This is a genomic window from Promicromonospora sp. NPDC023987, assembly GCF_040639055.1.
Lineage (GTDB): Bacteria > Actinomycetota > Actinomycetes > Actinomycetales > Cellulomonadaceae > Promicromonospora.
On sequence record NZ_JBEZZF010000016.1, the window covers coordinates 1 to 12,680 of the forward strand.

A 12,680-nucleotide genomic window follows, 5' to 3' on the forward strand; every position below is an offset into this window, starting at 1 on the left:
CCAATCGAGTTCGAGACCGTCTACGCTGACCAGACCCTGGCCCTCGCGGCCTGACTCATCAAAGAAGACGTGTCAACCGTTCCTGGGGCAGTCCCGTGGGACTTGATGTCCATCCAGCAGAACTGACCGTCGACTCGCTTCTGATCGTTGGTGGTCATGGTCGAAACCTCCCGTCAGGCAGGGGGGTTGGCCTGTTTCCGGGTACCGGGCTGGAGATGATGCCTCCCTTGTGCGAACGCTGGATGGGTGTCATCCCTCTATAGGGAGGTCTGGGAGGTCTGGGAGGTGGGGCCAGAGGTCGCTCAGCCGGGCGAACTTCTGATCAGGGAGCCGTTCGAGGGCGTCAAGGACGTGGTGGGGCGCGCCGCCGTCCTCTGCGTACTGGACAAGCTCTTCCCTCGTTGCTGGACCGTAGAAGAACAGGTCAACAACGGATTCGGCCACGTCGAGCCGGGTGGTCATCGAGCTTCCTTCGTCGTGGTCCGATCGAGGTCGAGCGCGCACCACACGACCTTGCCGTCACGTCCCTGGTGAACGCCCCACCCGGTCATGGCGCGTTCGACGAGCAGCAGTCCTCGTCCTCGTGGGTTGCTTGGTACAGACCGTCGGGGCAGCGGGCGCTCAGGCGACCCGTCGCGCACTTCGAGGAGGACCGACTCGTTGCACAACCGGACGGCGAGCCATGCTGGCGGTGCGGCGTGCTCGACGGCGTTGGCAACAAGTTCTGAGGCGGCGAGCACCAGGCGTGCCCGGTCCGAGGCCACGACGTCGAACTGATCGAGCTGTTGGTGAAGCCACTGGCGCGCCGTGGCGGTCTCCCGTAGGGAGAAGCCCACGTCCATGCGCGTGATCCGGTGGGTATGCAGGCCCGAGCGCTGGGCGCAGTCGAGCCTCATGCCTCGGCTGTGTCCAGCACGAGTGGGCGCTCGGTCACCCAGCTCACGGCGCCGGAGACCTCATTCACACGGCGGGTGAGCCTGACGACATCGGCGCTAGCGACCTGATGCCGATAGACCCACGCGCTGTGCCCCCTCGACTGGAAGACCAGTTCCCCACGTTCGGCGACCACCCTCGTGGCGGTGACCTCAAAGGAGCGGTCAGACGTCTGCACGCGAAAGAGTGGCACATAGCCTCCTGGTGTCCGGGGCGGGCGGAATGCCAGCACGAATCTCTACCCTTACGTAAGTGTAAGACTAGCGGTTCGGTCGTGACCGGCCGAGTGTTGCGAGCCTCCTCCGGCGGTGCGGCGGAGTCGGCGCTGACAGTTGTGGTGTGGGCAGCGGTCAGCAGGCGTACTGGTCCACGACGAAAAATCTCACGCAGCGGTAGGGTTTGACGTCGTGTCACTGCCGAGACGTCCCAGGGGGTGCGCCTGCGGTCAGAGCACCTCGAACTCCGTCTTCAACGCTTCGTCATCCGCCGTCATCCAGGAGAAGTCGGTTCAGGTCGCCGAGGCACTGGTTCGTATCGTCGACGACCACCTCGGCGACCGCAACGCCATGCAGGACCTCGAAGCCTCGCTAACCAGGCTGGCCCGCGCCTGGACCGTGCCCCTGCGTGATTTCGTTGACCACTTCGAGCTGGTGCGTGACATGCTCGCCGAAGCTCCACGACTGCCGTCCGTGCTGCTGGAGGCATGGAACACGGCAGGGGCCGCAGCGTGCACAGGCGACTTTGGCGTGGCGTCTGCGTGCGCTGGCCGACGAAGGCTTGCTTGCCTGCGACGACGCGGAGCTCGCCGCCGACCACTTCCTGCTCCTGACCCAGGGAGCAGTCGACGCCCGCAGCGACCGTGGCGCCAACCCCCTAGATGATGCCGAGGCGGCCAGGATCATCACTGCCGGCGTCCGGCATTTCCCGGCCTCGCGCCAATCACTGACGCCACGCGCTCGTCACGGCAGAGCGTGCCCATCCATAACTTCGACGGTAGTCCCTCAAGTCGGGTCGAAGGCCAAGCTCCGGAGCTCGTGAGAAGAGCGGCACATCGGTGTGCGGTCCCCCTGTCCGGCCGGATGGTCAGGGCCGACGAAGGAGGTCGGGGGCTACCGCCCGCCGTCCTAGGGCCCACACGCACCCTTGTGAACCCGGGCTCGTCGCACTCGATCGCGGCGAGGCGCGCTGCGGGGCGCAGGTCGACGTCGTGTTGAACTGGATTAGGGTGATCTTTGCGCGTACTGGCCGTGCGGCCTAGATGGGACGAGCAGTCCCCTGTACAACTTCGGTATGACGCAGGTGGTTGTGACAGAGGTCTCGCCGAACGACGCCAGCCTTCTCTCAAAAGTCGTCGAGTTGGGAAACCGGAACCGCAACACGCTTGGTCTGATGCCCAAGGGTGCATTTCGCGAGTTTGCTCGGCGCGGCTTCCTCCTGGTCGCACACATTGATGCAGAGTTTGTTGGCTATGCGCTCTACGAAGTGGCGCGTCGACGTGTGCGGCTTACGCATCTTTGCGTCGACGATAATAGTCGCTCAAACGGAGTGGCTCGCGAGCTTGTCGACACCCTCAGCCGCAAACATCATGATCTCGCGGGGATCCTGGTTACGTGCCGAAGAGATTTTCCTGCCGATGGTTTATGGCCCGTTCTAGGTTTCCATGCTCGGCACGCGCGCCCCGGGCGCGGCAAAGATCCGACGACTCTGATTCACTGGTGGCGAGATCACGGCCTGCCTGACCTGTTTACGACCTCCGCAAATGACGAGGTCGCCGTCGTGGCGATCGACCACAACGTATTCATCGATCTCGTAATTGAGCCGGATCGTCCGGACGCTGAAGAGTCACGAGCGCTGGAGGCCGACTGGCTAGTCGGGCGCATCCGTCTGGCGGTCACTCGTGAGACGCCGAACGAGATACGAAAGAACCTCGACGCGATTGAACGGTTACGTCACTGGTCGAAACTCGAGTTGTTCACCCAGCTCCAGTACACGCCCGTTGAGCGCGATCGTGCCAAAGCCGCCTGGGATGGGGCTGTTTCTTCGCCCAGGAGGAAAGACGCTGAGGACTGTCGTCATCTGATAAGTGCCGCAGCTGGTGGCGTGAGGATCTTCGTAACGCGCGACGAAGATCTGATATCTCGATATAGGACGCATGCTGCAGATGCCCTCGGGCTTCGAATCTTGCGACCATCGGAATTAATCGTCCAACTCGACGAGGTGGCCGACGCCGCGAAATACAGACCGGTCGACCTTGAAGGAACAGAACTTAGTGTCGGCGTGTACGGCAACGAGGCGCACGGAGAACTGATGAGGTTCCTCGACCACGCGGCCGGAGAGCGAAAGAATGCCTACGCCCGTAGGCTTCGTACCGTCGCTGTCGATCAGATGGCTCATCGCCAGTGGGTTCGTGATGCTGCGGGAAACGCCCTCGCTGCATGGGCCACATACATAACACCTGACGCTCAGTCGCTGGAAGTTCCCTTGTTCCGTATCGACAGGAAAATCCCCGTGTCCGCCACCCTTGCACGGCTGCTTGTCTTGGAGATCAAGCGACAGGCGTTACGGGCCGCGCGGACCGTGGTGTGCGTCACCGACCCATATCTGCCGCCTGGCGTGCGCACAGCGCTTCTCGCAGACGGGTTTCGCCCCGCGGGCGAGACGCAAGAACTGCAGTGTGCGGTCCTGGACGCCAGATCGAAGGACGCGGCAATAAGCCTCGCGGCCACGGATTACCCTATGCGCGAACATGTGAGCGCTGCCTTGAACGCGGCGAGCACCGTGGAGCAGATTGCCTCTCTCGAAAGGTCACTGTGGCCAGCGAAGCTCCTGGACAGCAACCTGGAGACATGGATCGTGCCCATCCGGCCGACGTGGGCTGCTGAGTTGTTGGGTACTGAACAGACCCTGTTGTACCGCCCTGATGTCCTAGGGCTCAGCCGTGAACTGGTCTATTACCATGCGCCCCAGAACAACCCAAGCGTTCCTGCGCGCATCGTCTGGTACGCCAGCGGGGCCGGCAAGCAACGCGTGGGTGCTGTGGTGGCGATCTCCCAGTTGATCGCTGTCGACACAGATGCACCCGAGCGGTTGCACCGCCGCTACCAGCACCTTGGCGTGTACGCCCTACGAGATGTCGAGGCTGTGGCGCACAATGGTCGAGCTTCGGCGCTGCGATTCGTCGATACCGAAGTTCTCCCGCGATTCGTCCCGTACGAGCGGCTCAAGGAGCTTGCTGGACCGAACGGGCTGACGACCTTGCAGGGGCCTGTGAGGATCGGCAGTAGTCTCTTCGGCCAGATCTATCAGGAGGGAACGGGACGTGGTGTCTGAACGACGTGCAGTGCTCCTGAGTATCCGACCGCGGTACGCCGAGGCCATCCTGCGGGGAACGAAGACGGTCGAACTGAGGCGGACCCGAATCAACGTACCTGCGGGTGCGATCCTCGTGATCTACAGCAGCAGCCCGACTCGGGCAGTTCTTGGCACCGCCGTCCTCGATGGAATCGTCGAGGACGCCCCAGGTGCTTTGTGGCCCGAGGTGCGCTCCGTCGCGGGCATCCTGCGTAGGGAGTACAACGAGTACTTCCGCGGCGCACGGACAGCCTTCGCTCTGCACCTCCGCGACGTTGTCCAGTTGTCCGTTCCGGTGCCTCTTCATGACCTACGAACCCGAACGGGTCTGGAGCCTCCGCAGAGTTTTCGGTACGTCACCGCGGAGCAGGTACGAGTCCTCCAGCGTTCTACGCCGTCGGAAGTAGCGACCCAGCAGCTACGGCCGAGAATCGCGGCGGCAGCTCGGTTGGACACACGAACAAGGTCACGTGCACGAGTCCCGTGAAGGGTGGGATCCGAGGTGTCCAGGCCCGCACCATCACGACTTGGGTACCCAGGAGTCAGTTATGGCTGACACGGTTCCTGACACGATTGCCCACCGTGACACGCATGGTGACACGGGTCCTGTGCCTATCAGCGCCTACGCTTGCCGATAATTGACCATCCATGTGAGGCTGGGCCAACAAGGTGCAGAAACGGCGAGATTCCGCCGTTTCTGAAGCTCACCAGGGCGATAGTGATCGCTATGTCAGACTGCTCTGCGGACGTCAAAAAGTTTCGCTTCACCGGGAAGAGGTCGGGGGTTCGAATCCCCCTAGCTCCACCCGGTGAAGGCCGCTGATCCGCTCGAAAGAGCAGGTCAGCGGCCTTCGACGTTCTCGCAGGGCACCTAGAGAAGAAATGGTGCAATGAGGATGACGCCGTTCGTGACAGCGCTCGAACGCCCACGGGTGTCGGTCAGTGCCCCTGGATTTCCTGCCGCAGGCGCGTGCGGTGGTTCCACGCCGTTACCCGTCCGTTACAGTAGGGCCCACAATGATCCTGACACGTCGCTTCCGTTCGCCCCTGGCCGGTTCCCGGCATGGAGCGACGGCCGTGGCCGCAGTCGTCTTCCTTGTGCTGGCTGTCGTGGGCGTGCAACTGGCGTGCACCATGCATCTGAACCAGCACGCGGGCGGCGCCGCACACGCGCACGGGGGACATGGTCACGCCGGTGAGCACTCGAGTGCCGGCGGGGCACTGGCCGTACACGACGTGGCGACGGGGCACGTCGACGTCGTCGAGCCCGAGGCCGGCGGTGCTTCCGGCTGCTCCGAGCACGACACCGTCACGGCGCAGTCCGAACCGCTCCTGCTGCCATCCCCGGTCTTGGCCACGACGCCAGAGTCCCCGGCCATCCGTCTGACGCCCGCTGCCGTGTACCAGGACCATCGGATGGCTTCCGCCTTGTCCGGGGCGGCGGCTCCGTCGCTGCATGCCCTGGGGATCAACCGGACGTAGACCTGCGCACCCGCTGACCTCACCTGAGGCCGGCCGGTTCAGCGTGCCCGCCGAACGGGCTGCGCCAGCGGTACTACTCCGATTTGAAAGGTCCCAGACTTCATGGAGCCCAGCTTCACCCAGAACCGGCCGGTGAGCGGTCGTGGTCGTCATCGGGCGGCGGGCAGCCCCGTGTCATCCGCGGTCGTCCGAACCGGTGCAGAGCACGCCACCACGTTCGCCGGGCGTACCACCGCGGGGGCCGCTGCCGGGGCCGACGTCCAATGGTCCTTGGCCGCTGCCCCCATCGCTCAGGCGACGCGGGCACGGCAAACCAGAGGACGTCATAGAAAGGGCCGGCATGCGGCCTCACCGAACCGTGCACCGTCCCCCGCAATTGGTCGGTGGCCCCTGACGCTTGGTCTCGGGATCGCACTGGTCACCACGACGTCGTTCACGGTCGCCGCTGTCGGCGGTTCCGGGAACGACGAGCGCGCCCAGCCAGGAGGGGCTGACGCCGCGCTGGCGTTCGCCGGTCCGTCATCGGACGCGGCAGTCGCGGTGCCTGATCGGCAGAGCCGTGCATCGCGTAGCCAGGAGCGTTCCTCGCGCGCCGGTGCCAGCGTCACCGTCCCCGGTGGCGCGACGATGCCTGCCGACGAGGTGAGGCCCGTGCAGGTCGACGCCCCGCCAGTCCTGCCTGGTTGTGATGGTGAGGCGACAGGCTCGGAGCTCAACGGTCAGGTACCGGAGAGTGAGCTGTGCGCTCTGTGGGACGGGTACCCGCCGATCCGTGCCGACGCGGCGGTGGCCCTGGCTCGTCTGAACCAGGAGTACACCGAGCGGTTCGGCGAACCGATGTGCCTCACGGACGGCTACCGCAGCTACGCGCAACAGGTCACCGCGAAGGCGCAGAAGCCGACACTGACAGCGACCCCGGGCCGGTCCAATCATGGCTGGGGCCTCGCGGTGGACATCTGCGCCGACAGCTACGCCGGTGAGCGCTGGGACTGGCTCGAGGCACACGCTCCGGAGCACGGGTGGGACAACCCGCAGTGGGCACAGTCCGGCGGCGCCGGACCGTACGAACCGTGGCACTGGGAATTCACAGCGGCCGTCGCGCAGATCGACGACCACCACTGAAGGCGGTCGCTTCCCGAGTGCCACGAGCACATCGTTCGCAGAAGAGGCCACCATCGTCGTTGCCGATCAGGCCCGCCGGTCCGAGGATCTGGACAAGCCTGTCGGCCGCCGGGGCTGGGCTGATTGCGAGTCGTCAGGGGTGTTCTTACCGTGATGACGGAAGCGGCGACGTGGCCCGACGGCAGCGGCGCCTCAGCGGACCCTGAGGAGAGACGCCATGAAGACCGGTGAGATGCTCGAGACCTATCCGAAGTCGATGAACCTTGACCGTGCGTTGCTGGCGAGCGCGATCGAGTCGATCGTCGAGTGCTCCCAGGCGTGTACGGCGTGCGCGGACGCGTGTCTGAGCGAGGAGATGGTCGCCGACCTGCGCAAGTGTGTCCGGACGAACATGGACTGCGCCGATGTCTGTGACGCGACTGCTCGTGTGCTGTCGCGGCACACCGGCTATGACGCGAACATCAGTCGCGCGCTGCTGGAGGCCTGCATCGCCGCGTGCAAGGCGTGCGGGGACGAGTGCGAGCAGCACGCGAGCATGCACGAGCACTGCCGGGTGTGCGGCGAGGCCTGCCGCGCCTGCGATACCGCCTGCCGGGAGCTGCTGAACACCATCAGCTGACCTGCTCACTTTCCCGGGCGCAGGTCGAGCCGGCGCAGCAGCTGGGCGTACGGGCCTGGGCACGGCGGTCACCTGCTGGCTCGACCGGGTTCTCCCCTTTCTGCTGGGCCCGAGCGACGCGAAGGCGAACGCGGCGCTGACAGGGCTCCGCGACACTGCCATGGAGTATCCCGCCGAGTGACGATAGCATCGCCATGTGGCGATTAATCAGAGGTCTCACGACTCGGCGGGACTCGATGTCCCGCTGGACGAAGCCGCGGCGGTCGCACCGGCCGCCGCGCTATACCGGGCGTTGGGCGAGCCGACGCGGCTGCTGATCGTGCAGCACCTGTTCTCCGGGGAGCACCGGGTGCGGGAGCTGACCGAGCACCTCGGCCTCGCGCAGAGCACGGTCAGCGCGCACCTAGCGTGCCTGCGCGAGTGCGGGCTCGTCACCTCCCGTGCCGAGGGCCGGGCCTCGCTGTTCTCGCTGTCCGACCCCGAGCGGCTGGTGTCGCTGTTCGCCATCACCGAGGGACTGCTGGAGGCCACCGGTTCAGCCGTGACGCTGTGCACTCACCTCGGGCCGCAGGAGCGTGCCCGATGAGCCACGACCACGGCGCCATGGGCGCCGAGGACCACCGCGGGCGGCTGGCCGTCGCGTTCGGCATCACCACTGCCATCCTGCTGGCCCAGGCCGTCGGTGCCTGGCTGACCGGCAGCCTGGCCCTGCTGGTCGATACCGCCCACATGCTCACCGACGCCTCAGGCCTGCTGGTGGCACTGATCACCGCCTCGATCATGCTGCGCCCGGCCACTTCACGCCGAACCTGGGGTTACCGACGACTGGAGGTCCTGGCCGCACTCGCACAGGCTGCGCTCCTGCTGGCTGTGGGCGCCTACGTCCTGATCGAAGGCGTGCAACGCCTCGTCAGTCCGCCGGAGATCCCCTCGACCGAGCTGGTGATCTTCGGCGTCATCGGTCTGGTCGGCAACATCGCCTCCATGCTGGTCCTGGCCGGCCAGCGTTCAGCCAACTTCAACCTGCGGGCCGCGTTCCTGGAAGTCCTCAACGATGCACTCGGATCGGTCGGTGTCATTCTCGCGGCCGTCGTGATCGCGACCACCGGCTGGCAGCAGGCCGACTCGATCGCAGGTCTGCTCATCGGCGCGCTGATCGTGCCCCGCGCGATCAAGCTGCTGCGCGAGACGACCTCCGTGCTCCTGGAGACCGCGCCGCCCGGTCTTGACCTCGACCAGGTGCGTGCCCACCTGTTGCGCGCCGACCATGTCCAGGGGGTGCACGACATGCACGCCTCCCTGATTGCGACTGGACTGCCGATCCTCAGTGCACACGTCGTGGTCGACCAGGAATGCTTCAAGGACGGGCACGCCCCGCAGATCCTGGATGGCCTCCAAGAATGCGTCGCCACCCACTTCGACGTCCCTGTCGAGCACTCCACCTTCCAGCTCGAGCCAGCCGGCCACGCCAACCACGAAGCACCCAGCCACGCCTGACAACGCCAGCCACCGGCAGGGGTGGTACCAACCGCTCTTGACCTTCCACCCGGCTCGAGGGTTTACCTTCGGGTCATGAACGGGATACGGATCGGTGAGCTGTCGCGGCGCAGCGGGGTGCCCGCCTCCACACTGCGCTACTACGAGGCCGAAGGGCTCCTGCCCGCCGACCGGGCGGGCAACGGGTACCGGATCTACGGGCCGGACGCGGTAGACCGGTTGGCGTTCATCGCCCAGGCCAAGCACCTGGACCTATCGCTCCCGGCGATCCGCGAGCTCGCCACGGCATGGGAGTCCGAACCGTGCCGGAGCGTGCGGGCGCGGTACCGACCCTTGCTGATGGAGCGATCCAGCCAGGTCACCGAACGTCTGGTCGCGCTGGAGGGGCTCCGAGCCACCCTGGACACGGCGATCGAGCGTCTCGACGCGCTCCCCGACCGTGACGGCCCGTGCGAGACGGCGTGCACGTCCCTTGACCACCCGAGCACCGTCGCCCCAGCCATCGGCAACCGCCAGGCTGTCCATGGCGTGGGTGGCCTGCTCCTGTCGGTTGCCACCGCCCCGATCGCCTGCACCCTGAGTGCTGGCGACCACGTCGAACGCACCGCTGCATGGCGGAACCTGATCGGCGGCGGATCGCACACCGAGATCGACGGTGGGGTGCGGGTGACCTTGCCCACCACTGTCCTGGAACAGGCGGCAGGCCTGGCGGCGGCCGAGCAGGACTGCTGCGGGTTCTACCGTTTTCGCATCGACCTGAACGGCCCCACGTTCGATCTGACTGTCACCGCACCACCGGAGGCGACGGAGATGCTCGCCGATCTCCTGCCAGACCAGCACGGCGAGCAGTATCCGGACCGGCGTCCGGCCCAGACCCCGACGAGCGGTGCGCGGGCCGGCCGGGAGGCGGCACGATGACGGTCCGGTGTTCGATCGCGCTGTCCCTCGGCGCGGCCCATGACAGGCGTGGCCCATGACAGGCGCCCGCCGCAGCGGCGGCGCACAGGTGCCGCAGGTGCCGCAGGTGCCTGCCCAACGGTAGAGGTACCAATAGGTCACTGATCGCTGTATAGTCAGTGCATGCTGACTATTGCTTCGCGGCTCGACGTCATGAACCGGCTGGGCCGGGCGATGGCCGACCCGACCAGGTCCCGGATCCTGCTCAGCCTGATCGACGAACCGGGCTACCCGGCACGGCTGGCTCGTGACCTTGGTCTGACTCGGACGAACGTCTCCAACCACCTGGCCTGTCTGCGTGGCTGCGGCATCGTCGTGGCGACCCCAGAGGGGCGGCAGACCCGGTACGAGATCGCCGACCCGCATTTGACCAGGGCCGTCGGCGTCTTGCTGGAGACCGTGCTCGCCGTTGACGACGGCGTTCCCTGCGTCGACGAGAACTGCGACGTGCCGCTGTGCTGCGGCCCGGGAGCAGCGCAGGGCACGACTCGGGACGCCGATGCGACAGAGGCAGCCCCGCGCATGAGGGAGGGTGCGCGGTGAACGACATCTGCTGCGGCCCCGACCCCGAAGAGACGACCAGGCGCCCGCAAACTCTCCAGGCCCGAGGGACAGAAGACCACGGTGGCCAGCACGACGACGCCGACGACCATGGCGATGAGCACGACCACGGTCACGACGGTGACGAATCCGGGCCGTGGTGGCGCGACCCAGGAATGCTCCTCCCTCTCGGGTCCGGCGTGCTCCTGCTGGTGGGCTACATCCTGGAATGGATCGGCGTCACACCTGCTGCGGCGGTCGTGCTCGCCCTCTCCCTGGCCGCGGGCGCCTGGACCTTCGTCCCGGGCGCGATCAGGCGCCTGATGCGAGGCCGGCTCGGCGTCGGCCTGCTGATGACGATCGCCGCCGTTGGCGCGGTCCTGCTCGGCCACGTGGGGGAAGCGGCCGCCCTGGCGTTCCTGTTCTCCATCGCCGAAGCCCTGGAGGACAGGGCGATGGACCGCGCCCGCAACGGCCTGCGTGCCCTGCTGTCCCTGATCCCCGAGACCGCGACCATCTCCAAGCTCTCCGGCAACATCGAGATACCCGCGGCCCAGATCCAGGAGCTCGACATCCTGATCGTGCGGCCCGGCGAACGCGTCGCGACCGACGGCATCGTCGTGACCGGGGCCAGCAGCATCGACACCTCAGCGATCACCGGCGAATCCATCCCTGTCGAGGTCCGCCCCGGCGACACCGTCCCGGCCGGATCGATCAACGGCACCGGGCCACTGGAGATCGAGGCGACGTCCAACGGGTCCGACAACTCACTGACCACGATCGTCAAGCTCGTCGAACAGGCGAACGCACGCAAGGGCGAACGTGCACGCCTGGCCGACCGCATCGCCCGCCCAGTGGTTCCCGGCGTGCTGATCCTTGCGGCCCTGGTCGTGGTCTTCGGGTTCGTCACTGGGGACCCCGCGCTATGGACCGAGCGGGCCCTGGTCGTTCTCGTGGCCGCCTCGCCCTGCGCCCTGGCCATCGCCGTCCCCGTGACCGTGATCTCTGCGATCGGCGCCGCCAGCAAGTTCGGCGTCGTCATCAAGTCCGGCGAGGCCTTCGAACAGCTCGGCGCCGTGCGGACGGTGGCCCTGGACAAGACCGGCACCCTGACCCGCGGCCGTCCCGAGGTCGTCGCCGTAGAGACCTCCGCAGGGCATGACCGGGACCAGGTGCTGGCCGTCGCGGCCGGGCTCGAGCAGCACAGCACCCACCCCCTGGCCGCGGCGATCCTTGCCGCCGCACCCGAGACCGCACAGCTCACCGAGGTCACCGAGCGCCCCGGCCACGGCATCACCGGACTCCTCGGCGACGACCGAGTCCGGGTGGGCTCACCGCGCTGGGTGGACCCCAGCACGCTGAGCGAGGCGGCGGACACCCTGGAGTCCCAGGGCATGACCGTCGCCGTGGTCGAGATCGGCGGGACCGCCGCGGGGCTGATCGGCATCCGCGACGAGCTCAAGCCCGAGGCCGGCGAAGCCATCCGCGACCTGACCGCGATGGGCTACCGGACGGTCATGCTGACCGGCGACAACCAACGCACCGCCGATGCCCTGGCTACCCAGGCCGGTATCCGGGACGTGCGGGCAGAGCTCCTGCCCGCCGACAAGGCCGCGGCGATCGGGTCGTTCAGCACCCAAGCCACCACCGCGATGATCGGCGACGGCGTCAACGACGCACCCGCCCTCGCCGCGGCCGACGTCGGCATCGCCATGGGCGTGGCCGGATCCGACGCCGCCATCGAATCCGCCTCCGTCGCGTTCACCGGCACCGACCTACGCCTCCTGCCCCAAGCGATGGGCCACGCGCGCCGCGGCCGACGCATCATGACGGGCAACATCGCACTGTCCCTGGCCATCATCATCGTGCTGCTGCCCCTGGCCCTGCTCGGTGTCCTCGGGCTGGCCGGCGTGGTCCTCGTCCACGAGATCGCCGAGGTCGTCGTCATCCTCAACGGCATCCGCGCCGCACATCGACCCACCAAGCAGACCAGCCGGATCGCGACCGCGCAGGCAGCAGCCGACGACGACTCCGACGTCATGGCCGCGGGGCCCTGACACGATCCAGTCCTGTCTCTTTGAGGGTCATCGATATAGACCGCGACCTCGCTCCGGTCGGCAGTGGCCGGGGTAGATTGTGGATCCGATATCGGTTCCGTCACTATCTGCGCGAATGAGGT

General features: G+C 66.8%; 13 protein-coding genes. 11 read left to right on the forward strand and 2 right to left on the reverse strand.

The window, feature by feature from the left end:
• Positions 1-249: 249 nt before the first annotated feature.
• On the reverse strand, positions 250-462 hold the full coding sequence (locus AB0F40_RS09905) for a DUF2795 domain-containing protein (RefSeq protein WP_357466190.1): 213 nt from the start codon (positions 460-462) through the stop codon (positions 250-252).
• Positions 459-896, reverse strand: a complete 438-nt coding sequence (locus AB0F40_RS09910) for an ATP-binding protein (RefSeq protein WP_357466192.1) — start codon at positions 894-896, stop codon at positions 459-461. Before AB0F40_RS09910 ends, AB0F40_RS09905 begins: the two co-directional genes overlap by 4 nt.
• 691 nt (positions 897-1,587) lie before the next feature.
• On the opposite strand from AB0F40_RS09910, the gene AB0F40_RS09915 reads away from it, so the two are divergent.
• From AB0F40_RS09915 to AB0F40_RS09965, 11 genes are all read left to right on the forward strand, one after another.
• On the forward strand, positions 1,588-1,971 hold the full coding sequence (locus tag AB0F40_RS09915) for a TetR/AcrR family transcriptional regulator C-terminal domain-containing protein (protein ID WP_357466356.1): 384 nt from the start codon (positions 1,588-1,590) through the stop codon (positions 1,969-1,971).
• 252 nt (positions 1,972-2,223) lie between these two features.
• Entirely contained in the window at positions 2,224-4,263 is a 2,040-nt protein-coding gene (locus AB0F40_RS09920) for a GNAT family N-acetyltransferase (RefSeq protein WP_357466194.1), read from the forward strand.
• A gap of 10 nt (positions 4,264-4,273) precedes the next feature.
• A complete protein-coding gene (locus AB0F40_RS09925) occupies positions 4,274-4,771 on the forward strand; it encodes an ASCH domain-containing protein (protein ID WP_357466358.1) in 498 nt (165 codons plus the stop codon).
• A 590-nt stretch (positions 4,772-5,361) separates the two neighbouring features.
• Positions 5,362-5,766 carry a hypothetical protein gene (locus AB0F40_RS09930; RefSeq protein ID WP_357466196.1) on the forward strand — a complete coding sequence of 135 codons (405 nt, stop codon included), beginning with the start codon at positions 5,362-5,364 and terminating at the stop codon, positions 5,764-5,766.
• Positions 5,767-6,417: 651 nt separating this feature from the next.
• On the forward strand, positions 6,418-6,888 hold the full coding sequence (locus AB0F40_RS09935; protein ID WP_357466198.1) for a M15 family metallopeptidase: 471 nt from the start codon (positions 6,418-6,420) through the stop codon (positions 6,886-6,888).
• Positions 6,889-7,105: 217 nt separating this feature from the next.
• The gene (locus AB0F40_RS09940; RefSeq protein ID WP_357466200.1) at positions 7,106-7,507 is read left to right on the forward strand and encodes a four-helix bundle copper-binding protein; all 402 of its coding nucleotides are present in this window, start codon (positions 7,106-7,108) and stop codon (positions 7,505-7,507) included.
• A gap of 202 nt (positions 7,508-7,709) precedes the next feature.
• The gene (locus AB0F40_RS09945) at positions 7,710-8,093 is read left to right on the forward strand and encodes a metalloregulator ArsR/SmtB family transcription factor (protein WP_357466360.1); all 384 of its coding nucleotides are present in this window, start codon (positions 7,710-7,712) and stop codon (positions 8,091-8,093) included.
• Positions 8,090-9,004, forward strand: a complete 915-nt coding sequence (locus AB0F40_RS09950) for a cation diffusion facilitator family transporter (protein ID WP_357466202.1) — start codon at positions 8,090-8,092, stop codon at positions 9,002-9,004. The genes AB0F40_RS09945 and AB0F40_RS09950 overlap by 4 nt, the downstream gene beginning before the upstream one ends.
• A gap of 75 nt (positions 9,005-9,079) precedes the next feature.
• Complete coding sequence (locus AB0F40_RS09955; RefSeq protein WP_357466204.1) at positions 9,080-9,922, forward strand: MerR family transcriptional regulator; 843 nt, start codon at positions 9,080-9,082, stop codon at positions 9,920-9,922.
• Positions 9,923-10,084: 162 nt separating this feature from the next.
• Entirely contained in the window at positions 10,085-10,504 is a 420-nt protein-coding gene (locus tag AB0F40_RS09960) for a metalloregulator ArsR/SmtB family transcription factor (RefSeq protein ID WP_357466206.1), read from the forward strand.
• Between the two features lie 173 nt (positions 10,505-10,677).
• Positions 10,678-12,558 carry a cation-translocating P-type ATPase gene (locus AB0F40_RS09965; RefSeq protein ID WP_357466362.1) on the forward strand — a complete coding sequence of 627 codons (1,881 nt, stop codon included), beginning with the start codon at positions 10,678-10,680 and terminating at the stop codon, positions 12,556-12,558.
• Positions 12,559-12,680 lie beyond the last annotated feature (122 nt).

What these genes read in the sequence shown, in the direction of transcription:
- AB0F40_RS09955 (WP_357466204.1), top strand. Translation starts at nt 9,080, where the DNA reads ATGAACGGGATACGGATCGGTGAGCTGTCGCGGCGCAGCGGGGTGCCC.
- AB0F40_RS09910 (WP_357466192.1), bottom strand. Translation starts at nt 896, where the DNA reads ATGAGGCTCGACTGCGCCCAGCGCTCGGGCCTGCATACCCACCGGATC.
- AB0F40_RS09905 (WP_357466190.1), bottom strand. Translation starts at nt 462, where the DNA reads ATGACCACCCGGCTCGACGTGGCCGAATCCGTTGTTGACCTGTTCTTC.
- AB0F40_RS09920 (WP_357466194.1), top strand. Translation starts at nt 2,224, where the DNA reads ATGACGCAGGTGGTTGTGACAGAGGTCTCGCCGAACGACGCCAGCCTT.
- AB0F40_RS09940 (WP_357466200.1), top strand. Translation starts at nt 7,106, where the DNA reads ATGAAGACCGGTGAGATGCTCGAGACCTATCCGAAGTCGATGAACCTT.
- AB0F40_RS09960 (WP_357466206.1), top strand. Translation starts at nt 10,085, where the DNA reads ATGCTGACTATTGCTTCGCGGCTCGACGTCATGAACCGGCTGGGCCGG.
- AB0F40_RS09950 (WP_357466202.1), top strand. Translation starts at nt 8,090, where the DNA reads ATGAGCCACGACCACGGCGCCATGGGCGCCGAGGACCACCGCGGGCGG.
- AB0F40_RS09965 (WP_357466362.1), top strand. Translation starts at nt 10,678, where the DNA reads ATGCTCCTCCCTCTCGGGTCCGGCGTGCTCCTGCTGGTGGGCTACATC.